The following is a 21949-nucleotide window of genomic DNA, read 5'->3' as shown; positions in this document are numbered from 1 at the left end:
ACCTGGGCGGTCATTCTCACGGCCGGTGCCCTGTTGGCAGTCATTCTGTCGCAGGCAATTTCCTATGGAAACTGACTAAACGTAAGCGGACGACGGCGGGAGGTCCCGCCGTCGTCCGCTCCGTGAAACCACGCCTATCCGCCGGCGGGCTGGAACAACTCGACGACGTTGCCGGACGGATCTTCCAGCAGGATCTGCTGTCCGCCTGGACCTTTGACGATGTCATTTCGGAACGTGAGGCCGGCCTCGCGCAGCCGGTGCACTTCGGCCGCGATATCGCCCACAATGAGGTGGATGCGGTTCCATCCTCCCGGTGCGGGCACCGCGCCGTCCGGCATGGGCCGGCCTGCCGAGCTGCTCGGCCCGCTCAGGAGGAGCCGCAGCCGGCCGCGGGTGACGTCGGCGAACGCCGGTGCTGCGCTCATCCTGAGGGTGAATCCGAGGTGCGTTGTATAGAACTCGATCGCCGCGTCGACGTCGTCCACCATGTAGCGGACGCTGACCAGTTCTTTAAAGTCGTTGGGCATTTCTAGCTCCTTTCCGAGGTCCTTTGGGAGTACTCGATTGCGTACAGCAGGAACAGGATCCGCGTGTTCAGCTCATCTGCCGTGCGGACAAACGACGCGTAACTGTCCTGGCTAGTCGCCTCTGCCGCCTCTGCCGCCGGATCGGGGATGCTCCAATGCACCATCGCGGGCGCTCCAGGGAAGTCAGGGCACACTTCCCGTACGCGGTCACAAAGGGTGATCACATAGTCGAACCGCTGCCCGGCGAACTCACCCAGATGCTTGGAGCGGGCGCCGCTGATGTCCAGGCCACGCTCCAGCATCACGCGCACGGCGTTGGGGTGCAGATCTTTGGGATGGCTGCCGGCGCTGGCGGCGTCGATCCGGGAGCCGCCCAGGCGCTGCAGGGTCGCTTCTGCCATCTGGGACCGGGCGCTGTTGCCCGTGCAGAGGAACAGCACCCTTACGGGGGACTGCGCGGGCAGCTGCGCGGGCGGTCGGCTCGGCGTTTCGCCCAGACCGTCGGCCGGCGGTGTCAGCCCAGCCGGGACCAGCCGCAGGCCGGCGTGCAGCGCCGCGCCGGATTCGGCCAGCCGATCGCGGTAGGCCGCCAGGTTGAGGCTGCAGTACGTGTCGCGCCCGTCAGCCGAGCTGCGCCGCATGGTCACCAGCCCGGCCGCGCGGAGTTGGCCGAGATGGTAGGAGGTCAGGCTCTGGCGCTGACCCACCAGCGCCGCCAGCTCGCGCACCTGCCGGTCGCTGCGGGCCAGCTCGCCCAGCAGCTGCCATCGCACGGGGTGTCCGGCCAGTCGGAGGAACCCCGACGCTGCCGCCTGAGCCTCCAGGGATGTGGTGTGACTCACGCCGCGATTCTATCAATTCAGATAGATCGATCAAAGGGGTTTGATTGTTTTGCGGGCCGCGGCCTAGCTGGCCGACGCCGGCTGCAGGCCCCAGGTCATCTTTCGGATGGCTTCGCACTGGAGTCCGCTCAGCGCCGCGAGCTCGTAGTCGTCCATGACGCCAAGCCGGCGGGCCGTGGCCAGGAGTTTGACGCGCCGTCCATCAAGCGCAGCCCTTGACTCCGCAAGCTCGGCCAGCTCCGACTTCAACTCGCCGATCACCGCAAGGTGCTGCTCCGCCGGCAACCCGGACGGGAACAGATCCTCGGAGGACAAACCGATGGTCCGGACCGCCCAGCGGGACAGGTCCGCGGCGCGCGCGACGAGGGTGGCCTTCATGCCGTCGCAGAGCGCCTGGGCGACCTGCTGGTTCAGGCGGACGGACAGGGCGCGGACGCTGCTCGCGTTGAAGGAGATCCGCTGCCGCTCCTCCCGGAGCTTCTTCCGGATTTTCTCCGCCTGGACGGCGGCCGCATCCGGCTTTTGCCGTCCCCGGTACCGGTAGCCGCCGCCGTCGACCGTCCGGGGACGCGCGTCCGACGTCGAGGGGGCTTCCCGGCGGTCCGGGCGCTGCAGAACGGCCAAGAGCACTCCTCAGTTCGGATTCGGGGCGGTGGGGCACGGGCCAACGGGAAGGGCCGCGCCGCACGGCGCCGGCTTACATAGAAGGCTAGACAGAACGGCGCGGCCGCGGAAATACCAATAGTGCGTGGAGCCATAACCGGAACGTCTGGCACAGCGCCAGCCATAAGGGACGCTTATCCGTCCACGCACTTTAGGTCTTATCCATACCCGCCAGAATTCCCTAGTGTCGAAGGAAATGAGTACCGCTCCCTGCTGAATCCCTAGGACGAGACCATGTCTGAATTTGAACCTGCAACGCGCGTTTCCCGCATCAAGTCCTCCGCCAGCGTGGCCGCGGCGGCCCGTGTGCGTGAGCTGAAGGCAGAAGGGCGCCGGATCCTGGACCTGACGGTCGGCGAGCCGGACTTCGACACCCCGGAACACATCAAGGCCGCCGCCGTCGAGGCGATCAGCCGCGGCGAGACCAAGTACACCTCCGTCACCGGAACGCCCGCCCTGCAGCAGGCAATCCTGCAGACCCTCGAGCTGCGCACCGGCCTGCACTACACACCGGCCGAGATCACCATCGGCGGCGGCGCCAAACCGGTCATTTTCACGGCCTTCATGGCCTCCCTGGACGCAGGCGACGAAGTGGTGGTCCCCGCCCCCTACTGGGTCTCCTACCCGGACATGGTGCTCGCGAACGAGGGCACCCCCGTCATTGTCCCCTGCGGCGAGGAGACGGGATTCAAGCTCACGCCGGAGGCTCTCGCCGGAGCCCTCAACGCGCGGACCAAATGGGTCATCCTGAACTCGCCGTCCAACCCCACCGGTGCCGTCTACTCGCCGGCGGAACTGCGCGCGCTCGCGGACGTCCTGGCCGGCTTCCCGCACGTCTCCGTCCTCACGGACGAAATCTACGACCAGATCTACTTCGGCGAAGGCCGGCTCGCGAGCCTGGTGGAAGTGGCGCCCGAACTGAAGGACCGCATCCTCGCCGTCAACGGCGTGTCCAAGGCCTACGCCATGACCGGCTGGCGGCTGGGCTACGCAGCCGGACCCGCCCCGCTGATCGCCGCGATCAACAAACTCCAGTCGCAGATCTCCTCCTGCCCGTCCTCGGTCAGCCAGGCCGCCGGCGCTGCCGCCCTCACCGGCGACCAGAGCTTCGTGCGGGACAGCCTCGAGATCTACCGCGGCCGGCGCGACACCGCGGTGGCCGCGCTGAACGCCGTCGACGGCCTGTCATGCACGACGCCGGAAGGCGCCTTCTACGCCTACGTCAACTGTGCGGGGGCCATCGGGAAGGCCACCCCGGAGGGGCAGGTCATCGAAAACGACGAGGACTTCACCCTCTACCTTCTCGAGGCGGCCTCCGTGGCGGTCGTCCAGGGATCGGCCTACGGGCTGGGCCCGTACTTCCGCATCTCCTACGCCACCAGCCTCGACATTATCGAAGAATCCATCGCCGCCATCGACAAGGCCGTCCAGGCCCTCAACTGACCCGCACCCACCGAAGGAAAACGCTGTGATCCACGTAAAAACCACCATCGACCGCCCCGACGCCGACGCCGTCAGCCGCCTGGCGAAGTTCTCCTCAGCCACCATCCACGAGGCCCAGGGCCGCAAGGGAGCACTCAGCTCCCGGATCAAGCCGATTGACCGGGACATGTCCTTCTGTGGTCCCGCCGTCACCGTCCGCTGCGCCCCCAGGGACAACCTCATGCTGCAGGTGGCCATCCACTACGCGCAGGAAGGCGACGTCATCCTCGCCGCGGCAGGGGAGTACGAGGAAGCCGGAACCTTCGGCGACGTCCTCGGCAACGCGATGAAGGCCAAGGGCCTCGCCGGCCTGGTGACCGACTCCGGCGTCCGTGACACCAAGGACCTCATCGAACTGGGACTGCCTGTCTTCTCCGGCAGCGTCTCGATCAAGGGCACCGTGAAGGAAACCATCGGCCCGATCAACCACCCGGTGGTCTTCGGCGACGAAATCATCTACCCCGGCGACGTCCTCCGCGGCGACGCGGACGGCGTTGTGGTGGTCCGGAAAGACGAGATCGAGGACGTCATCCGCCTCTCGCAGGAACGTGACGACGCCGAGCGCGAACTGATCAGCCTCTACAAGGCCGGTGGAACCACCATCGATCTGTGCAAGCTCACCGACGTCCTGAAGGCCAAGGGACTGCTGGTCGAACAGGCCTAGTTCGAGCCGGCCTGGCAGCGCCTTCAGCGCCGCCGCCTAAGCCGCCGCAGCCGCCGCCCGGGAGCTCCCGTGCGGCGGCTTTGGCGTGCCCGGAGGGGCGCGCATGAAGGGCCCGCGTGAAGCATGGTCCCGGGCATGCGAAAAGGGAGGGTTCGATGTCCGCGCAGGACATCGAACCCTCCCTTCCGCAGCAGCAGTCCTACCGGACCCGCTTCAGTCCTACCGGGCCGGAAGCTGATGGGTCGGGGGACCGACGATGGCATCCTCCAGGTACCAGACGGTCGAGCTGCCGCCGGTGGCGGGCATGATGCTGCCTTCGAAAATGAAGACCGGATCCACTGAGCGATCCGCCGGACGCCAAAAACCATTGGCCGGGCAATGGCAGCCGGTTTTCGCCATCAGTCCTAGACTTCCGTCGGAAATTCTTCGCAGAGTGCTGATCTTTTTCACCGAATGCTCCCAATTAGGTCTTCATGAAAGTAGCTGCCGCAATTTCTCGGCTTATCTCCAATTTTAGAATCCCGGGAGCCTAGTTACTAAGACGAATGATGAGTGACCTAATAAGCGGATGCTATGGGCCGGCTACCGCGCATATTTGTCGCTGAGCATTTCCTGGAGCATTTCCTTGAGCACCAGGAGAACCGCGGACGCCGCCTCAGAGAGCGGGTCATGATCCGGCGTGCACAGGGCGATCTTGCACTGCAGCGCGGGATCCACGATCCGCAGGACATGGAAGTCCTCCTCATGGAACAAGGCATCCGCGGCGGACTTGGGCATGATCGTGGCGCCCAGGTCGGCCCGCAGGAGCCGGGCCAGGGACGGCACCGACTCCACTTCGCCGACCAGCTGGAGGCTGAACCCCTTGCTGTCAAAGCCCGCCTCGACAACCTGGCGCAGGGTGTGGATTTTCTCGGGCAGGAAAAGCCCGAAACGGGCGACTTCCTCGAGCGTGATTTCACCATTGCCGGGTGCACCATCAAATCTGCTGGCGTTGACCACAAAGTGCAGGTCCTCGACGATCATCGTGGTGAACTGGACGCCGCGGATCGGACCCGGCTCGTAAATGAGGGCCATGTCCAGGCGGCCGTTCTTGATCGCTTCACTCAGCACGCCGCCGTAAATTTCCGTGACGTGCAGGACGATGTCTGGGTATCGGCGGCCCACTTCGCCAATGATCCTCGGCGTCAGGCTCGACGCCATGCTGTACGGCGCAATGGCAATCGAAACGCGCCCGGACGGGGCGGCCCCGGACTTGGCGACGTCTTTGCGGGCCTGTTCCACCAGCCGCAGGATGGACTGCGCGTGCCGGTACAGGGTGTGCCCGGCGGCCGTGGGCTTGACGCCCTGCTTGCTGCGGATCAGCAGGCGCTGCTTGAGATCGGTTTCCAGCGCCGACACCTGCTGGCTCAGCGCCGGCTGGGCCACATGCAGGGCCGCCGCGGCCTTGGTGATGCTGCCCGAATCCACGATCTGGACGAAATACGCAAGCTTCCGCGTGTCCATTGCCGCCTTCTCTCTTTGCGGCGTCCTGGACCCGGAAAGGTCATAGGCGGATGCAGTGGAGGGATACGCAATAGGTCTTTGTGTGATCCACGTCGCTGACACTAGGTTGAACCCAGAACGCTATTTCACTAATCGTACATTCTATCTCCCCCGGTGACATGCAATTTCGTGATGACGTCAGACGCATTTCGCATATGAGGGGTGTTTACAGGAATGGACGGGTTCTTTTACATTTCCGAAATATGCGGTCCATAGCTTGAATGCATTCGCAATCCCGCGGCGGCAAGCCGAAATCTGATGTGAGACGAGGTGGCACGTGAGAGCAGACCCAAGGTCCGTCATAACCGGGGCCTATCCCGTGACATGGATTACGTCTTTGTGTGAGCCAAGTCGCGGTGCCAGACTTTTTGACAGGCGCCCGGCATTCCGGGCCGCCGGACCGAAAGCCTCACACCGGGCCGGTTCCCGGCACTTACTTCACTACCGGAAGCTGAGCTTTGCCCCTCGCGGCGCAACGCTCCAGCCAACACCCCAGGAGGGCTCACATGGGACCCACAGTTGATCTCGTTGCAGATCTCGGCGAAGGCTTTGGCGCCTACTCGATGGGCGACGACGCGGCCCTGCTCGACGTGGTTTCCAGCGCCAACATCGCCTGCGGATTCCATGCCGGGGACCCGGACATCATGAACGCGACCGTCGCCGAATGCGTGCGGCGCGGTGTCAGCATCGGGGCGCACCCGAGCTTCCCCGACCTGCGGGGCTTCGGCCGGCGCGCCATGGACCTCACCGCGGATGAAGTCCGCAACGACGTCCTCTACCAGTTCGGCGCACTGAGCGCCTTCGCCGCCTATCACGGCACCGGCGTCGCACACATCGCACCCCACGGACGCCTCGGCAACCTGGTTGCCACCCGTGCCGACTACGCCGAAGCCGTGGCCGACGCCGCCTCCCGGATCAACCCGGACCTGATCGTCCTGGCCCAGGACGGCGCGCTGGCCGACGCCGCCGCCGGACGGCAGCTCCCGGTCGCCATCGTGGGCATCGCGGACCGCGCCTACGAGGCAGACGGCACCCTGGTGCCCCGCAGCCGCCCCGGCGCCGTTATCCATGACCCCTCTGTCATCGTGGACCGGACCATCCGCATGGTGTGCGCAGGACTTATCGAAACTGTCGCCGGAACCGACCTGCCGATCACCGCCGACACCATCCTCCTGCATGGGGACACTCCCGGTGCTGTGCACCTGGCCCGGCAGGTCCGCGCCGAACTGGAAAACGCCGGCGTGAAAATCGCCCCGCTCGCCCAGGTGCTGGCCGCCAAAGTGACGGCTGCCTGACATGACCGCCACTTCAACGCCAACACCGGTGGAGGTCTTCGAATCCGGGGACGCCGCCCTGCGCGTCGTCGCCTCCTCCCCGGACCAGGAAGCCAACTGGACCACCGTGCATTCCCTCGCCGCATGGCTCGAGGCCGCAGACGCCGACGGCGTCCACGGCGCCGTACCGACGTACGACTCGCTGCTGGTGGAATTCGACCCCGGCGTCACCACCGCGCGCCAGGTCCGCGCCTTTGTCCTCCTCGGCATGCGCCAGCTCGACTTCATCGGTGCGCCAGCCCGGGCTCCGCGCGAGTTCAACGTCCCGGTCGTCTACGGCGGGGAGTACGGCCCGGACCTGGAACGCGTCGCCGAGCATGAGCAGCTCTCCATCCAGGAAATCATCGGGCTGCACACGGCCAAGTCCTACGTCATCCGCTGCCTCGGCGCCCCCGCCGGCTCGCCCATGATGGACGGCCCCGAATTTCCGCTCCCGGTCCCGCGGCTGAAGGACCCCCGCCTGTCCGTTCCTGCAGGTGCCGTCGCCGTCGCAGGCCGGCAGGCAGTCATTGCCCCGGCCGCAGCACCCGGCGGATGGTGCGTCATCGGCCAGACTCCGCTGGCCGTCCTTGACGCCACCACCGAACCGCTTGTGCCCTACGTCCCCGGCGACCTGCTGAGGTTCCACCAGATCCAGCCCGAAGAGTTCGCGGACTACGCCGGCCGGAAACTGGAAGCGGCGCGATGAGCGGCTCTTTGATCATCCAGCAGCCCGGCCACTCCGTGGTCACCGACCTGGGGCGCTTCCGGGGACCCCGGTTCGGACTACCCGTGAACGGTGCTCTCGACCAGTTCTCCGCACGCGCAGCCAACATCCTCACCGCCAACGAGGACAACGCGCCGCTGCTGGAAATCACCGCACTGGATTTCCGCATGCGGGCCACCACGGACATCCTCATCGCCGTCACCGGGGCGCCCCTGCGGCTCACGGTGGGCGGGCGGGAGTGCCCGCAGTGGGAACCGGTGTCAGTCCGGGCCGGGGAAACAGTGGCGCTGAGCCAGATCACCGGCGGCCTCAGGTCCTACCTCGCTGTCCACGGCTCGGTGGAGGCGCCCGTTCTGCTCGGCAGCTGCGCCCCGGACACGGTGGTCGGATTCGGCCTGCGGCTGACGGAAGGCACCGAACTCAAGACCTCACGAAGCGTCGCACCCATCCGGCACCCGTACTTCGACCTGCCACTGTTCCGGCTGGGACTCACTCGGCCGCACTTCAGCAGCCACGCGGTAGTGGAGGTCACGGACGGGCCCGATGTGGACGAATTCGGCGACACCGCTGAACTGCTCTTCACCACCGAATACACCGTCAGCGCCCGGAGCAACCACATCGGACTGCGTCTGGGCGGCGCCCTCCCCGAACGCCAGTCGAGCGCGGAAGTGCTTTCCCGCGGCGTCCCGGTCGGAGCGATCGAGGTGCCGTCCCGGGATGAACTCCTGGTGCTGCACCGCGGCCGCGGGGTCACCGCCGGCTACCCCGTCCTGGCAGTGGTCACCACCCGCTCGCTGGATGTGCTGGCCCAGGCCCGGCCCGGCCACACCATAACCTTCCGCAAGACCACCGTCCCCGACGCTACGGCGAAACACCGGGCGGCCTTGCGGGAACTGGAGAATCTCCGTTCCACAGTCAGTACCGTCTTCGCCCTCCTCGGCATCGGCGGCCAGCCCGGCTGGCAACAGCTCGCGCCGGCCTCCGGAAGCTAAACAGTCTCGTCCCAGCACCAAAGCCTTGTTACCATCCCCTTAGTAAGGAAAGCCATGTCAATCTCTACGCACGCGGCCCAGCCGCACAAAGAGCGGCTCAGCAGTAAGCAGACCCGCAAAGTTGTTATGGCCGGCTGCGTCGGCATTTTCGTGGAACTCTATGACAACGGCATCTTTGCTTTCATGGCCGGAACGCTTGCCCTGGTGTTCCTGGCGCCCGGCAACCCGGACAACGCGCTGCTGTTTGTCTTCGCCGGCTACGCCGTGTCCTTCTTCGTGCGTCCCCTCGGCGCCGTGATCTGCGGATACCTGGGGGACCGCATCGGCAGGCAAAAGCTGCTGGTCTTTGTCATCCTGCTGATCAGCGTCGCGACGGCGGGCATCGGCCTGCTGCCGAGCTACGCGGCAATCGGCATCGCCGCCCCGGTGCTCCTGGTGCTGCTGCGCATGCTGCAGGGCTTCTCCGTTGGCGGCGAAGCCGCCGGCGCCATGACCTTCCTCGCCGAGCACGCCCCGGAGGGCAAGCGCGGCATTATCACCTCCTACGCCCAGATCGCCTCCTTCGCGGCCCTCCTCACCGGTACGCTCGTGGCCTTCTCCATGTCCCCGTGGCTCACCCAGGCAGCGATCGACGGCGGCGGCTTCGGTGCCTTCGCCTGGCGCATCCCGTTCCTGGTCGCCATCCCCATGGGCGTCATCGGCTGGTACATCCGCAAGGCCATCAGCGACACCCCGAACTTCGAGAAGCTGAAGGAAGAGGGCGGGCTGTCCAAGAACCCGCTCAAGGAAGCCTTCAAGTCCGCCGAACACCGCCGCGCCATGCTCCTGGCCCTGTTCATCCCACTCATGAACGGCTCCGGCTACTACGTCCTGTTCTCCTACATGCCCACGTTCCTGAAGGGCAAGCAGATCAACTTCACCATCGGCGAGGCACTGATCGTCACCGCCTGCAGCCTGGTGGCCATCTGCATCGCCATCCCGTTCATGGGCGCCCTGTCCGACCGCATTGGCCGTAAGAAGGTCATCGCCGGCTCCGCAATCGCCATGGCCATCGTCGGCATCCCCGCCTACGCCCTGATCGCCACCGGCAACATGGGCCTGGCCATCCTCGGCGCCTGCATCATGGCAGTTGTCTTCGCCGGCCACACCGCAGTGATCCACATCCTCATTGTTGAACTGTTCCCCACCCGCGTCCGCTACTCCGCCTACGGACTGGGCTACAACGTCTCGTCGGCACTCTTTGGCGGCACTGCACCGCTGCTGATGACTTGGCTGATCTCATCCACCGGCAACATCTACATGCCCGCTTTTTATGCCGTCATCACCGCGCTGGGCACCCTCATTGCCGTCAGCACGGTCAAGGACCGGGCGCACCTGCCCCTCCGCGACGCCTAACAACCCACCACCCGAGCTGCGCCAACTTCGCTGCACTTCACTGAACCAACTGCACGTCGCTCACCAGGAGACTTGAATGCCTTTTTCTGACTACTCAACTGCCCTCGTCACCGGTGCGTCCACCGGAATGGGCGCCGCGATCGCCGAACGCCTGGCCAAGCGGGGACTCGCGGTCCACGCCGTCGCCCGCAACGAGGAACGGCTCAAGGAACTGGCCGACAAGACCGGGGCCATCCCCCAGGTCGTGGACCTGACCGACACCGCGGCGCTGGCCGCCGCCGTCGGCGATCTTGAAATCGACGTCCTGGTGAACTGCGCCGGAGTGTCCCGGCCGGGGAACATCTTGGATTCCAGCGAGAGCGACATTGACGAGCTCGTGGACGTGAACCTGCGCGGCCTGCTCCAGCTGACCAGGCTGGTGCTGCCGGGCATGGTGGAACGCGACCGCGGGCACGTGATCAACATCAGCTCCATTGCCGGCGTGTACAACTTCTACGGCCACACCGTCTACCACGCCACCAAGGCGGCCGTGCACCAAATTTCCCGGCAGCTGCGCAACGACACCGTGGGCAAGCGCATCCGCGTCACGGAAATATGCCCCGGACGCGTCGAGACGGAAATCTTCGGCCGCAACATGGGCGGCACTCCCGAGGCCATGGAGGAGGCGTGGAAGACGTACTACGAAGGCTACGAGTCGCTGACCACGGACGACATCGTCAACGCGCTGGACTACGCGATCGAGACGCCCCGGCACGTGAACGTGGGCATGCTCGAACTCATGCCCACGTTCCAGGTCCCCGGCGGGCTCACCTTCGACCGGCGCTAGCCCGCGCAGCCCCGCCCACTTCACCGTCAAAGATCGAATAGGTTCTCCGATGCAAACAGTCCGCACCGTCAGCTTCCCCGACCGGCAACTCCTCGCCGATCTCTCGCCCCTGCCCGAAGGGCTGAGAGGAGTGGTTTGGGACCTGAAATCGGAGCCCGACGGCGGGACGCTGAGTGAGATCGACGGCGTCATCCTCCCGTACATCGACGCCTCCGCTGTATTGGGCTCCCTGGCCCAGGTAGAGGGGCTGAAGTACGTGCAGACGCAGTCCACCGGGTACGACGGCGTCATCGAGGCCGCCGGGCCGGCCGCGGGCGTGGCCAGCGCCTCCGGTGTCCACGCCGCCGCGACCGCGGAACTGGCCGTGGGCCTGATCCTGGCGAAGCTGCGCGGCATCGACCAGGCAGTCCGCGACCAGCAGTACGGCCTCTGGCGGCCGGAGCGGCGCCAGTCCCTGGCGGACCGGCGCGTGCTGCTGGTGGGCGTTGGCGGGATCGGGCACGAAATCGCCCTTCGTTTGGCGCCCTTCGAGGTCACCGTCACCCGGGTGGGGAGCGCGGCCCGCACCGACGAACACGGCGAGGTGCACGCGTCCGCGGAACTGCCCGCGCTCGCCGCGTCGCACGACATCCTGGTGTCGGTGCTGCCCCTGAACGCCCAAACCCACCAGCTGATCGGTGAAGAGGTCCTCGCCGCCCTGCCTGACGGTGCCCTGGTGGTCAACGTGGGCCGCGGCTCCGTGGTGGACACGGCCGCCCTGACCAAGGAAGTCCTGTCAGGGCGCCTGCAGTGCGCCCTCGACGTCGTTGATCCGGAGCCGCTGCCGCAGGACCACCCGCTGTGGTCCACGCCCAACGCCCTGATCACCCCGCACGTCGGCGGCAACGCGTCGGCCTTCCAGCCGAGGATCCTGAAGCTCCTGCGGAAGCAGCTCGAGGCTTTGGCCGCCGGGCAGGCCCCGGCCAACCTGGTACAGAACGGTCCCTTCTCATGACATCACTTTTTGACCTGACGGGGCGGGTGGCCCTGGTGACCGGTTCCAGCCGGGGGATCGGCAATGCCCTGGCCCGGGCGCTGGCCGACGCGGGCGCGACGGTGGTGCTCAACGGCATCAATCCGGAGCGGCTCAAGGCTGCCGAGGCGGCGATGGCCGCGGACTATCCGCCGGGCCGGGTGCATGGCTGCGCGTTCGATGTCACCAGTGACGCCGGGGCGGCGCGGGGGATCGCGTGGGTGGAGGAGAATGTGGGGCCGCTGGAGATCCTGGTGAACAATGCCGGCATCCAGCACCGGGTCCCGATGCTGGAGCTGGATGTGGCGGACTGGGAGCGGGTGATCTCCACGGATTTGACCAGCGCGTTCCTGGTCGGGCGGGAGGCGGCCCGGCACATGATTCCGCGCGGCCGGGGCAAGATCATCAACATCTGCTCGGTCCAGACCGACCTGGCCCGGCCCACGATCGCCCCGTACATTGCGGCCAAGGGCGGGCTGCGGAACCTGACCCGGGCCATGACCGCCGAGTGGGCCGGGGCCGGGCTGCAGATCAACGGGATCGCGCCGGGCTATATCCATACCGAGATGACGCAGAACCTGGTCGATGACGAGGCGTTCAATGCCTGGATCCTGGGCCGGACCCCGGCGCACCGGTGGGGCACTGTGCAGGACCTGGCCGGCCCGGCGGTGTGGCTGGCCTCGGACGGGTCCAACTTCGTCAACGGCCAGACGATCTTCATCGACGGCGGAATGACGGTGGTGGTCTGATGTCCGGCACCACAGCACATCCCGAATCAACACTGGCCGAATCAGCACTGCCCGAATCAGCACTGCCGGTTTCGGTGCTGCCGGTTGCGGGCCTGGCGGTGGTCGCCCACGCGGCCGGCGATCTGCGGATCGATAAGGTGCCGCTGCCGGCGCCCGCCCCGGAGGAGGCCGTCATCGAGGTGGCCTACGGCGGCATCTGCGGCTCGGACCTGCACTACTGGCTGCACGGCGCGGCGGGGGAGTCCATCCTGAGGGCGCCGCTGGTGCTCGGGCACGAGATTTCCGGCACCGTGGTCCGGGCCGCGGCGGACGGCACCGGGCCGGCCGCGGGCACGCCGGTCGCGGCCCACCCGGCCACGCCGGGCCCGGGCGCGGCGCGCTATCCGGCGGACCGGCCCAACCTGTCACCGGGCTGCACCTACCTGGGCAGCGCGGCCCGCGTCCCGCACACCGACGGCGCGTTCAGCCGGTACGTGACCCTGCCCGCACGGATGCTCCGGCCGCTGCCGGCGGCCGTTGGCCTGCGCACCGCGGCGCTGATCGAGCCGGCCAGCGTCGCCTGGCACGCCGTCTCCCGGGCCGGGGACGTGGCCGGCAAAACCGCGCTCGTGATCGGCAGCGGCCCCATCGGCGCCCTCGCGGTCGCGGTCCTCAAACGTGCCGGCGCGGCCCGGATCGTCGCGGTGGACATGCACGCCAGGCCGCTGGAAATCGCCGCGGCCGTGGGAGCCGACGCCGTCCTCAAGGCGGACGACGCGGAGGCGATCGCCGCCGTCGAGGCCGACGTCGTGATCGAATCCTCCGGCAACCACCACGGCCTGGCCTCGGCCATCCAGGGCGCGACCCGCGGCGGCACCGTCGTCATGGTGGGCCTGCTGCCCACCGGCCCCCAGCCGGTCCTGATCTCCCTGGCCATCACGCGCGAACTCGACCTCAAGGGCTCCTTCCGCTTCAACGACGAAATCGACGACGTCATCGCCGCCCTAGCCGACGGCTCCCTGCAGATCAATCCCGTCATCACCCACGAGTTCCCCGTGGAACAGGCCCTGGAAGCCTTCGAGGTTGCCAGGAACTCCGCCGAATCCGGGAAAGTGCTCCTGAGCTTCGGGCAGGGAGACGCATCATGACCGCGAATCAACCGCCCCTGGTTGTCATGGGCGTCTCCGGCTGCGGGAAGTCAACCGTCGGCTCCCTGCTGGGGGAGCGGCTGGACGTCGCTTTCTTTGACGGTGACGACTTCCACCCGCCCGCCAACAAGGCAATGATGGCCAGCGGCACACCGTTGGACGACGACGGCCGGTCGGCCGCGGTGGGGGCCGAGGCCTAACGCGCCGCTACGCCCGGGGGGTGGTCGGGCCGGGCTCCAGCAGCCCGCCGCCGGCCCAGCGCCGCAGCGCGAGCTTTTCGGCGTCGTCGAACTCCATGAGGGCAAGCCGGCACAGCTCTTCGACATTTCTGGTCCACGCGGCGGCGAGTTCCCGGGCCGTCATCTCATCGGAGAGGGAACCGCCGGCGTACACCACGCCCTGGATCACGAAGTTGACCGCCGAACGGGACACCGGCTGCCCGGCCGCAACACAGTCGTCCCGGACAGAACGCGCCAGTTCGCCGCGGTTGGCCAGGTGCTCGCGCAGCTTCGCCTCCAGCGACAGGAAAACCTGCCGGAATTGTTCGGCGGACAGCGCCGGCACGTCGGTGACCCGGGTGACCTGCTCCTCGATCGCCGGCCGGCCCTCGGGTGCCAGCGAGGACAGCTCCGGCGAAAACCGCTTCGAGTCCCACACCCAGCCAGGCGACGGCGTGGACGAGTACTCAACGCCCTGGCCGATCTGGGCGATCCAGGCTCCGAACTTGCCGTGGCCGCCCCAATCGGTCTTCAGCGACGGGTCCGCGGTCAGGGCCCTGTGCGCCGCCACCGCCCCGGTGACCGGGCCCGGCGCGGCCTGCACCAGGGCCCGGACCTCGTCGACGGCCGTCGTCGCGGACCCCGGGACGCCCGGTGCGGTGCGGAGCGGCACGCCAAGGCCGGCGGTTGGCACCATGCGGGGGGGGCGCCGGCCGTGGTCCCGTTGAGGATCGCCACGAAGTCGTGGGACTCCACCACGCTGTCGGCCATCTCCCGGTACGCGAACGCCACGGCGCCGGCGGCGATGACGGTGGTCATGCGGTCCGCCGCCCGGAACCGCTGCACCAGCGACGTGAAGTCCGCGTCCGCCGACGCGACGAAGAATTCCTCAATGTGGGCCGCGCCGGACAGCGCATCCATGGCGTCCAGCACCAGGTTGATGTCGGTGCTGGACTTGCCCCGCTGCGTCAGGGACGGGCAGTCGATCACCCGGAAGCCCGCACGCGTCCAGTAGGGCCGATACTTGGAGTAGATGACCGGGTTAAGGTAGCAGTTGCGGATCAGGAAGCGCCGGGATTCCTCGCCCGCACCGCCGTCGGCCAGCGCTTCCGTCCAGTGCTTGGGGTCCTCGGCGAACCTTTTGGCGGCGGCCGGGTCCAAGGCCATCAGGCCCGTATAGACGTTGTCGAAATCCACGAACATCGCGGCGCGGATGCCGGGCCGCCGGGACTGGGGGAGAGGATCGCTCATCGGCTCAGTGTGCCAGCAAGAGTAGGGACGTACCAGATGTGTCCTTCACTTGGGCGCGGTTTTGCCCGGGGTGCGGGCCGTTCGGCCCGTGCGGCCCTGGGGACCGTGATCATCCACGTGACGTGATGGCCAAGGTCCGGGGACCCACGCGCAGGTCCCCGCCCCGGCGGGACCGGAACGGGGACCTGGGTGAAGGTTGCCGCTATTCGTTGAGCATGGCCGGTGTGTGCTCCGCCTGCGGTCCGGCCTGCCCGGTATCTCCGGGGGAGCGCCTGCTCATCTGGAACTCCGGGATGTCTCCGGGAGCCGGGCTGCCGCGGAACTTCGGTGACGGCTGCCCGCCCTCAGTGATCCGTTGGAGTTCCTGGTCCTCGAAGTCGTCCTCCACCCCCAGCATGATCGCGGAATCGTGGTTGGTGATCTCGCCACGGAAGGCGCGGACCATGACGTCGCGGTCAAACTGGCCTTCCCATTTGGAGACCACGAAGGTGGCCACGCAGTTGCCCAGCAGGTTCACCACAACACGCATGGAGTCCATGAGCCGGTCGGCGCCGAGCAGGAGCGCGACACCTGCGACCGGGAAGATGCCCAGGGCCGCTGCCGTGGCGGACAGTGCAAGGAACGAGGAGCCCGGCACGCCGGCCATGCCCTTGGAGGTCAGCAGCAACACACCCAGTGCCGCGAGCTGCTGCCCGAGGTCGAGGTGGTGTCCGAACGCCTGGGCCAGGAACAGCAGCGAGATCGAAAGGTAGATCGCGGCGCCGTCGAGGTTGAACGAGTAGCCCGTGGGGACCACCAGTCCGGTGGTGGCCCGGGAGCAGCCCGCGTTGGTCAGCTTGGTCATGATGCGCGGCATCACGGCCTCGGTGGAGGCGGTACCCATGGCCAGCAGGAATTCTTCGCGGGTGTATTTCAGGAAGCGCCACAACGGGACCCGGGCGAACCCCCAGGCCAGGAGGAACAAAAGCCCGATGAAGATGATGGCAGCGCCGTAGCAGGCGGCGATCAGCTTGGCGTAGGTGCCTAGGGTTCCGAGCCCGTACTGGCCGATGATGAACGCCATGGCGCCGAATGCGCCGATCGGTGCGACCTTCATGATCCACGACATGATCTTGAAGATGAGCTCAAGAACAGTCTCCATGAGGCTGATGACCGGCATGCAGCGTTCGCGGCCGATGACGACGATCGCCGCTCCGAAGAACACCGAGAAAAACAGGACCTGAAGCAGGCTGTTGTTCGCGAAGGCTCCGATAACGCTGACGGGAATGATGTCCAGGATGAACGCCGCCGCATCCTTCGGTGGCGTGGTGCCGGTTTTGGCGTTGAGGGCTTCCTGGGACAGCGTGCCGGGGTCGATGTTCAGGCCGGCACCCGGCTGGACGATGTTGCCAACGATGAGGCCGAAAACCAGGGCAAACAGCGTGGCCGCGGTGAAGTACAGAAGGGCCTTGACTCCTACCCTTCCGACCGCCTTGACGTCGCCTACGGCCGAAATTCCGGTGACGATCACCAGGAAAATCAGCGGCGCGATGATCATTTTGATGAGTTGGATGAATCCGTCACCGAGCGGCCTCAGCTGGGAACCGAGGTCCGGCCAGAAATGGCCAATGAGCACTCCTGCCACGACGGCGATCAGAATTTGGAAGAAGAGCGACCTATACAGGGGCTTCTTCTTCGTCGGCGCCGAACTCGCCTTCAGCGCCGCAGAGTCTGGGATCTTCATTGATCTGTACCTATCAATCGGGAACAGCCCCGGAAATCGGAGTCTGTTTCCAAAGTAACCCCGCTCACATTTTTCCACAAGAGGAAATGATAATTTCACAATGTGGAAATAGTGCGGGAGGACGCTTCTCGTCGCCCGCCCGCTGGCGGCAAAATCAAGGGTTTCCGCGCCAGGAGGAGAGGTGACCTGCGACTACGCCTGTCCGCCCGGTCGGCGCTTGCGCCAGAAAGCACACCAACGGGCGCTTTATGACTCCCTGGCGGCCGGCCGAACCGGGGGCAATTGGAAGAAGTCTGCTGACGACGCCGGGTCAAGCGGCTGGAGAGCCTGGCCTGGAACAGGTGGCGCTGATGAATTCCGAGGGCGTGCGGGGCGCGGATATCCTCACGCGCTGCAGTGCGGGGATCAGTTCGTTGCCTGGTCTGCGCCGCCACCATTGCTGGGAGCGAGCTCCGGCTGGGCATGTCCGTGGGCCGGGCGGCGGTTGATCTGCTGGCAACTGTTTGGCGGGACCGTGGCCCGCGGGAGAGTGGTTAGCAAGGACGACGGCGGGAGGTGGCTCCCGCCGTCGTCGTTGTGATTGCTAGGAGGAAACTGCCTCAAGGTTTGCTGCCCCGTGGTTCAGGCTGAGCGTGAAGGTGCCGGGTCCGCTGGCGTGGACCGCGATGTTGTTCTTGGAGGTGTTGTGGCGCTCGGAGAGCTCGTGGACCAGGGCGTCGAGCTCGTGGTGCATGGTGGAGCGGTCCCAGAGCTTGTGGGTTACAGAGGTGGCAGTTTCAAACGTCATTGTTCAGTGCTTCCATTCATGAATCCGGATGTCCGGCTGCCGCACCGATGCGGAGCCGCCGTGGGGCCAAACCAGGAACGCCTGAGACCTTGGGCAGCTCTGCGAGCTCACCGGTATGGCCTCATTGCGTCCACCAGGATGGGTGCCCGTGGTTCACTGCGGACGCGGAGCGTCAGAGGGAACGTCGGGGCTGCGTCGGCGGGAAATCGGGTTCCCCACCTTGCCTTTCCATAGTGCACAGCGCCGCGCGGGCGGCTCAAGCCAGATGGCGAAAATTGCGCGTGAGACTCATCACAGGCGTTGCGGGCTGAGGCGTCCGGCGATGTGCGAACGACGACGGCGGCCCCGGCAGGGCGCCGATCAGGGCCGGGCCCGGTTCCGCCGACGGAGCGGCGTGGGCGTGTGCTTGCGGCTCAGGCCCCGGGCGGGAGCGGGGGTAACCTGCACCGGCCCGCCGGGCTCCGGTCCGGCCGCGGCGGCGGACCGTCCGTAGCGGGCGGCCAGCGGCGCGGCGGTGACGCCATGGGCCAGGACGCTGAGCAGTACGGTGGCCGCGATGACGGCGACAGCCTGATCGGCCACGGGGCCAAGGGCTTCCAGTGCCAGCAGCGCGAACACAAGGGAGGCCAGGCCGCGCGGACCGAACCACCCCACGAACAGGACGGTGGACCGGCTCAGGCCGGCGCCAATCGAAGCCAGGGCCACCGGCAGCATGCGCACCACTGTGAGGCTGAGCACGGCATACGCGATGGTCAGCGGGAGGGAGTGCGCCAGCATGATCGGAATGGTGATGGCTCCGAAGGCCAGCCACACCAGCAGCGACACCAGGCCGCCCATCTGCTCGACGAAGACCAGCTCGGCCGGGGCCCGTTGGCCGGCGCACGTGCCGAATGCCAGCCCGCCGCAGAACGCGGCGACGAATCCGTTGCCTCCCACGGCGAGGGCGGCGCTGTAGGCGAGCAGGCTCAGGGCGAGGACCCCGATGCCGGCAAAGTCCTCGGCGCCGGTCCCGCGCTGGCGGGCCAGCTGCAGCAGCCATCCGCCCGCGGCGCCGATCAGTGCACCGACGCCCGCGCCGACGAGCAACTCGACGGCCGCGCTGCCGGGGCCGGCGGCATTTTCCAGGCCCGCTGCGGCAGCCGCCCCGGCGATCGCGAGCATGACCACCGGGGTGGCGATGCCGTCATTGAGGCCACTCTCGACCGTGATCAGCTGGCGGATCCGGGACGGCACCGCCGGATTCGTCACCACGGGGATTCCGAGGGCGGCGTCGGTGGGGGCCAGCGCCGCGCCGACGAGGAGGGCCAGCCAGAACCCGAACTGGGGAAAGAACCAGGCGGCCAGGGCCCACCCGAACAAAATCGTCAGGGGCAGGCCGACTCCCAGCAGCCGCACATAGCGGCCCACGTCCTGGCGCAATTGTTGGAGGGGCAGGCGGGCGGCGTCGGAGAAGAGCACCCACACCAGGGTGATCTCGACAACCGGGGTGATACCCGCCGGGGGTGAGGAGCCGTCGATCAGCCCGAACCAGGCCATGGCCGCGCCGAGGGCGGTGAACACGATGGGCGCGGTCAGATCCGCCTGCTGCAGCCGCACCGAAACCAGCGCCCACGCGAACAGGGCGGCGGTAATGAGAACGATGACGGTCAGCTCCATGACGGATTCATGCTCGCTTCCACGGGACCCGGGCGGGGGCTGTCCGGTTCCAGCAGCCGGACCCGTCCGCCCACAGGGACCACGCTCCCTCCGCCGCATATTTGCTAGACCTACAGCCCACTCAATCCCTCGACGCGATTCCGCGCCAGAGAACTAAGCCCTGTCCCGCAGCCCGGGGCTCGGACCGCAACCCTCGGGCGGGTCAGCCGCCGGCGCTGGCCGCCCGCGGGGCCGCGACCGAGCCGCGGCGGATCAGCTCGGCCGTGAACGTCGGCGCGGCCGCAGGTGCCTTGCGGCCCTCGATCTGCCGGATCAGGGCCGACGCAGCTGCTACGCCCATGTCATACACGGGCTGCGCGATGACGGTGAGCGGGGGAGTGGTCAGGCGCGTCCAGGCGAAGTCGTCATACATGAGGAAGGAAACATCATCCGGAATCAAGAGGCCCAGCTCCTGGATGGCCTCGACGACGCTGAGGCCGATCAGCCCGTCGGAGGCGATGATTGCCGTCGCCGGGTCCGGGCGCTGCAGCAGCTCGCGGGTGATCTTCCTGATCGACTCGCTGTCGCCGGCGTTCAGGCGGATCAGGTCGACGGGCAGGTCCAGACCCGCCTCATCGAACGCGCGTTTCAGGCCGTCGCGCCGGTCCGAGATCTGCGACGAGTCCAGCTCCATGCCGTCGAAGTAGGGTCCGGCTGTCTTGAGCGTCGAGACGAAGGCGATCCTGCGGTGGCCGGACGCGATCAGGTAGCTGGTGGATTCATGCGAGATGTCCTCCATGTCCACGGCCACCGTGTCGACGTCGAGCCCCGCTGCCTTGCGGTCCAGAAGCACCAGCGGACGCCCGGCTTCGTGGACGCGCCGTAAGTGTTGCGTTTCCGCCGATGACGCCGGCGCCACGATCAGGCCGTCAACGCGCTTGTCCAGGAGCACTCCGACGGCGTCGATTTCCGCCTCGGTGTCCTCATCCGTGTTGATCAGGATGACGTTGAAGCCGCTGCGCTTGGCGGTGTCCGTGATGCCGCGTGTGGCCAGGCCAAAATGCGGGTTTTCGATGTCACCGACCACCACTCCGATGGTGTGCGATTTTCCCGTGTTCATGCTGCGGGCGAGCTCGTTGGGCCGGTAGTCCAGCTCTTCGGCGGCAGCCAGCACCCGCTCGCGCACGTCGTCGCTCACGGCGCCGTAGTTGCCCAGGGCGCGGGCCGCCTGGGCCTTGGAAACCTGCGCGGCTCGTGCGACGTCGGCGACAGTGACGTCGCGGCGTCGGGAAGCATCACTATTCATTACGGCCTTTCGTCGCGGACCCTTGACGCCCCATGTGGCTTCGATTACATTTCTAGCAATCGATGTGAGTCCGGTCTCAATCCTAGGGACTGAGACCGGACTCAGCAAGGCCCTGCATCGACAGTCCCGCACCGCGGGGGCTCACCACCCGCCTAGCCCGCCCCTCACTCCCACGATTGGAAAACGCTGTGAACACAGGAAAGAAATTGCGCCCGGGGGCGCTCGTCGCCGCCGCTGTTGCCGCGGTCCTGGCATTGTCCGGCTGCGGAGGATCCCCTTCCGCCCAGTCCGCCCCGGCGGACAACCCCTACGGACTGATTGAGTCAGGCACCATTCGCGTAGCCAGCCTGGGTGACTCGAAGCCCTACACCTTCGCCGACGCCCAGGGTAACTTCACCGGCTTCGACGTCGAACTCTTCAAGGACGTCGCCCACCGCGCCGGAGTGGACAAGGTTGTCTTCACCGGACAGGACTTCTCCGGGCTGCTCGCGGCCGTCTCCAACGGCCAGTTCGACGCCGGCGTTGCTGCGATCGGCATCACTGACAAGCGCAAGCAGACCGTTGACTTCTCTGATGGCTACCTGGCCGGCTACCTGACCGTCATCACCACGAAGACCTCCGGCATTACAAGCGCCGACGGGCTCGCCGGAAAGCGCCTGGGCGTCGTGCAGGGAACGCTGCAGGAGGCGTACGCCGTCAAGAACTTCACCTCCGCGAGCCTGGTGCGCTTCCCGGACAACAACACCGCAATTTCCGCGGTGAACAGCGGATCCGTCGATGCGCACTTCCTGGACTACGAGGCCGCCAAGGCCTACCAGACTCAGTACGGACTGGTCAGCGCCGCGGACATCCCGTCCTTCGATGCTCCCGCCGGCTTCGCCGTGGCCAAGGGCAAGACCGCCTTCAAGGACGCCCTCAACAAGGGCCTGGCAGCAGCCATGGAAGACGGCACGTGGAAGAGGCTCTACGAGAAGTGGTTCCCGGGCTCCCCGATGCCCGAGCAGTACCTGCCGAAGGCCGAGCGGACTGCAACGCCCACGCCGAGCAAGTAAACGGCCCAGCAAGTAAACGGCCCATATGCACCGCAAGGCACACGCGCCCGGCACCTGACCTGGCCACCGACTGACCGGGCGGGCCGCACTCCGCGGCCCGCCCGGGATCCACAAGC

21 protein-coding genes and 1 pseudogene are annotated in these 21949 nt (G+C 67.0%); 12 read left to right on the top strand and 10 right to left on the bottom strand.

Translation table 11 applies throughout. From position 1 onward, the window contains the following. Positions 1-134 precede the first annotated feature (134 nt). From ACFVTM_RS12740 to ACFVTM_RS12730, 3 genes are all read right to left on the bottom strand, one after another. Positions 135-527, bottom strand: a complete 393-nt coding sequence (locus ACFVTM_RS12740; protein WP_390203830.1) for a VOC family protein — start codon at positions 525-527, stop codon at positions 135-137. 2 nt (positions 528-529) lie between these two features. Continuing rightward, a complete protein-coding gene (locus tag ACFVTM_RS12735; protein ID WP_390203829.1) occupies positions 530-1369 on the bottom strand; it encodes an ArsR family transcriptional regulator in 840 nt (279 codons plus the stop codon). Between the two features lie 63 nt (positions 1370-1432). Next, positions 1433-1993 (bottom strand): hypothetical protein, encoded by a 561-nt coding sequence (locus tag ACFVTM_RS12730; RefSeq protein WP_390203828.1) that lies wholly within the window; start codon positions 1991-1993, stop codon positions 1433-1435. Between the two features lie 273 nt (positions 1994-2266). On the opposite strand from ACFVTM_RS12730, the gene ACFVTM_RS12725 reads away from it, so the two are divergent. Both ACFVTM_RS12725 and ACFVTM_RS12720 read left to right on the top strand, forming a co-directional pair. Further along, entirely contained in the window at positions 2267-3475 is a 1209-nt protein-coding gene (locus ACFVTM_RS12725; RefSeq protein WP_390203827.1) for an aspartate transaminase, read from the top strand. A 25-nt stretch (positions 3476-3500) separates the two neighbouring features. Continuing rightward, on the top strand, positions 3501-4178 hold the full coding sequence (locus ACFVTM_RS12720; RefSeq protein ID WP_390203826.1) for a 4-carboxy-4-hydroxy-2-oxoadipate aldolase/oxaloacetate decarboxylase: 678 nt from the start codon (positions 3501-3503) through the stop codon (positions 4176-4178). A gap of 219 nt (positions 4179-4397) precedes the next feature. Here ACFVTM_RS12720 and ACFVTM_RS12715 read toward each other — a convergent pair whose 3' ends face one another. Beyond that, complete coding sequence (locus ACFVTM_RS12715) at positions 4398-4628, bottom strand: hypothetical protein (RefSeq protein WP_390203825.1); 231 nt, start codon at positions 4626-4628, stop codon at positions 4398-4400. A gap of 132 nt (positions 4629-4760) precedes the next feature. Continuing rightward, positions 4761-5681 carry a LysR substrate-binding domain-containing protein gene (locus ACFVTM_RS12710; RefSeq protein ID WP_390203824.1) on the bottom strand — a complete coding sequence of 307 codons (921 nt, stop codon included), beginning with the start codon at positions 5679-5681 and terminating at the stop codon, positions 4761-4763. A 545-nt stretch (positions 5682-6226) separates the two neighbouring features. Here ACFVTM_RS12710 and ACFVTM_RS12705 point away from each other — a divergent pair. From ACFVTM_RS12705 to ACFVTM_RS12665, 9 genes and pseudogenes are all read left to right on the top strand, one after another. Then, on the top strand, positions 6227-7015 hold the full coding sequence (locus ACFVTM_RS12705; protein ID WP_390203823.1) for a LamB/YcsF family protein: 789 nt from the start codon (positions 6227-6229) through the stop codon (positions 7013-7015). Between the two features lies 1 nt (position 7016). Further along, complete coding sequence (locus ACFVTM_RS12700) at positions 7017-7742, top strand: allophanate hydrolase subunit 1 (RefSeq protein ID WP_390203822.1); 726 nt, start codon at positions 7017-7019, stop codon at positions 7740-7742. Next, entirely contained in the window at positions 7739-8752 is a 1014-nt protein-coding gene (locus tag ACFVTM_RS12695) for a biotin-dependent carboxyltransferase family protein (RefSeq protein WP_390203821.1), read from the top strand. The genes ACFVTM_RS12700 and ACFVTM_RS12695 overlap by 4 nt, the downstream gene beginning before the upstream one ends. Positions 8753-8806: 54 nt before the next feature. Next, entirely contained in the window at positions 8807-10147 is a 1341-nt protein-coding gene (locus tag ACFVTM_RS12690) for an MFS transporter (RefSeq protein ID WP_390203820.1), read from the top strand. Between the two features lie 76 nt (positions 10148-10223). Beyond that, complete coding sequence (locus tag ACFVTM_RS12685; RefSeq protein WP_390203819.1) at positions 10224-10973, top strand: SDR family oxidoreductase; 750 nt, start codon at positions 10224-10226, stop codon at positions 10971-10973. Between the two features lie 49 nt (positions 10974-11022). Beyond that, the gene (locus ACFVTM_RS12680; protein WP_390203818.1) at positions 11023-11967 is read left to right on the top strand and encodes a 2-hydroxyacid dehydrogenase; all 945 of its coding nucleotides are present in this window, start codon (positions 11023-11025) and stop codon (positions 11965-11967) included. After that, the gene (locus ACFVTM_RS12675) at positions 11964-12734 is read left to right on the top strand and encodes an SDR family oxidoreductase (protein WP_390203817.1); all 771 of its coding nucleotides are present in this window, start codon (positions 11964-11966) and stop codon (positions 12732-12734) included. The genes ACFVTM_RS12680 and ACFVTM_RS12675 overlap by 4 nt, the downstream gene beginning before the upstream one ends. Beyond that, complete coding sequence (locus ACFVTM_RS12670; RefSeq protein WP_390203816.1) at positions 12734-13861, top strand: L-idonate 5-dehydrogenase; 1128 nt, start codon at positions 12734-12736, stop codon at positions 13859-13861. The genes ACFVTM_RS12675 and ACFVTM_RS12670 overlap by 1 nt, the downstream gene beginning before the upstream one ends. After that, positions 13858-14037: pseudogene (locus ACFVTM_RS12665) on the top strand (shikimate kinase); the annotation flags it as partial. The gene ACFVTM_RS12670 and the pseudogene ACFVTM_RS12665, both read left to right, overlap by 4 nt. 591 nt (positions 14038-14628) lie before the next feature. Here the strand turns inward: ACFVTM_RS12665 and ACFVTM_RS12660 are convergent. The 5 genes from ACFVTM_RS12660 to ACFVTM_RS12640 form a co-directional block, all read right to left on the bottom strand. After that, a complete protein-coding gene (locus tag ACFVTM_RS12660; RefSeq protein ID WP_390203815.1) occupies positions 14629-15330 on the bottom strand; it encodes an NYN domain-containing protein in 702 nt (233 codons plus the stop codon). A 202-nt stretch (positions 15331-15532) separates the two neighbouring features. Then, complete coding sequence (locus ACFVTM_RS12655) at positions 15533-17053, bottom strand: cation:dicarboxylate symporter family transporter (protein ID WP_390203814.1); 1521 nt, start codon at positions 17051-17053, stop codon at positions 15533-15535. Between the two features lie 583 nt (positions 17054-17636). After that, a complete protein-coding gene (locus ACFVTM_RS12650; protein ID WP_390203813.1) occupies positions 17637-17840 on the bottom strand; it encodes a hypothetical protein in 204 nt (67 codons plus the stop codon). A gap of 360 nt (positions 17841-18200) precedes the next feature. Beyond that, positions 18201-19496 carry a cation:proton antiporter gene (locus tag ACFVTM_RS12645; protein WP_390203812.1) on the bottom strand — a complete coding sequence of 432 codons (1296 nt, stop codon included), beginning with the start codon at positions 19494-19496 and terminating at the stop codon, positions 18201-18203. Between the two features lie 202 nt (positions 19497-19698). After that, the gene (locus ACFVTM_RS12640) at positions 19699-20781 is read right to left on the bottom strand and encodes a LacI family DNA-binding transcriptional regulator (RefSeq protein WP_390203811.1); all 1083 of its coding nucleotides are present in this window, start codon (positions 20779-20781) and stop codon (positions 19699-19701) included. A 188-nt stretch (positions 20782-20969) separates the two neighbouring features. On the opposite strand from ACFVTM_RS12640, the gene ACFVTM_RS12635 reads away from it, so the two are divergent. Then, the gene (locus ACFVTM_RS12635) at positions 20970-21833 is read left to right on the top strand and encodes an ABC transporter substrate-binding protein (protein WP_390203810.1); all 864 of its coding nucleotides are present in this window, start codon (positions 20970-20972) and stop codon (positions 21831-21833) included. The last annotated feature ends 116 nt before the right edge of the window (positions 21834-21949 follow it).

It is taken from the genome of Arthrobacter sp. NPDC058130, from assembly GCF_042884475.1.
In the GTDB taxonomy this organism is placed as follows: domain Bacteria; phylum Actinomycetota; class Actinomycetes; order Actinomycetales; family Micrococcaceae; genus Arthrobacter.
The sequence above is the reverse complement of the archived record's forward strand: the minus strand, read 5'-3'. Positions and strand labels throughout refer to the sequence as shown.

What these genes read in the sequence shown, in the direction of transcription:
- ACFVTM_RS12655 (WP_390203814.1), bottom strand. Translation starts at nt 17,053, where the DNA reads ATGAAGATCCCAGACTCTGCGGCGCTGAAGGCGAGTTCGGCGCCGACG.
- ACFVTM_RS12725 (WP_390203827.1), top strand. Translation starts at nt 2,267, where the DNA reads ATGTCTGAATTTGAACCTGCAACGCGCGTTTCCCGCATCAAGTCCTCC.
- ACFVTM_RS12680 (WP_390203818.1), top strand. Translation starts at nt 11,023, where the DNA reads ATGCAAACAGTCCGCACCGTCAGCTTCCCCGACCGGCAACTCCTCGCC.
- ACFVTM_RS12740 (WP_390203830.1), bottom strand. Translation starts at nt 527, where the DNA reads ATGCCCAACGACTTTAAAGAACTGGTCAGCGTCCGCTACATGGTGGAC.
- ACFVTM_RS12660 (WP_390203815.1), bottom strand. Translation starts at nt 15,330, where the DNA reads ATGAGCGATCCTCTCCCCCAGTCCCGGCGGCCCGGCATCCGCGCCGCG.
- ACFVTM_RS12690 (WP_390203820.1), top strand. Translation starts at nt 8,807, where the DNA reads ATGTCAATCTCTACGCACGCGGCCCAGCCGCACAAAGAGCGGCTCAGC.
- ACFVTM_RS12705 (WP_390203823.1), top strand. Translation starts at nt 6,227, where the DNA reads ATGGGACCCACAGTTGATCTCGTTGCAGATCTCGGCGAAGGCTTTGGC.
- ACFVTM_RS12670 (WP_390203816.1), top strand. Translation starts at nt 12,734, where the DNA reads ATGTCCGGCACCACAGCACATCCCGAATCAACACTGGCCGAATCAGCA.
- ACFVTM_RS12650 (WP_390203813.1), bottom strand. Translation starts at nt 17,840, where the DNA reads ATGACGTTTGAAACTGCCACCTCTGTAACCCACAAGCTCTGGGACCGC.
- ACFVTM_RS12695 (WP_390203821.1), top strand. Translation starts at nt 7,739, where the DNA reads ATGAGCGGCTCTTTGATCATCCAGCAGCCCGGCCACTCCGTGGTCACC.
- ACFVTM_RS12685 (WP_390203819.1), top strand. Translation starts at nt 10,224, where the DNA reads ATGCCTTTTTCTGACTACTCAACTGCCCTCGTCACCGGTGCGTCCACC.
- ACFVTM_RS12640 (WP_390203811.1), bottom strand. Translation starts at nt 20,781, where the DNA reads ATGAATAGTGATGCTTCCCGACGCCGCGACGTCACTGTCGCCGACGTC.
- ACFVTM_RS12645 (WP_390203812.1), bottom strand. Translation starts at nt 19,496, where the DNA reads ATGGAGCTGACCGTCATCGTTCTCATTACCGCCGCCCTGTTCGCGTGG.
- ACFVTM_RS12675 (WP_390203817.1), top strand. Translation starts at nt 11,964, where the DNA reads ATGACATCACTTTTTGACCTGACGGGGCGGGTGGCCCTGGTGACCGGT.
- ACFVTM_RS12700 (WP_390203822.1), top strand. Translation starts at nt 7,017, where the DNA reads ATGACCGCCACTTCAACGCCAACACCGGTGGAGGTCTTCGAATCCGGG.
- ACFVTM_RS12710 (WP_390203824.1), bottom strand. Translation starts at nt 5,681, where the DNA reads ATGGACACGCGGAAGCTTGCGTATTTCGTCCAGATCGTGGATTCGGGC.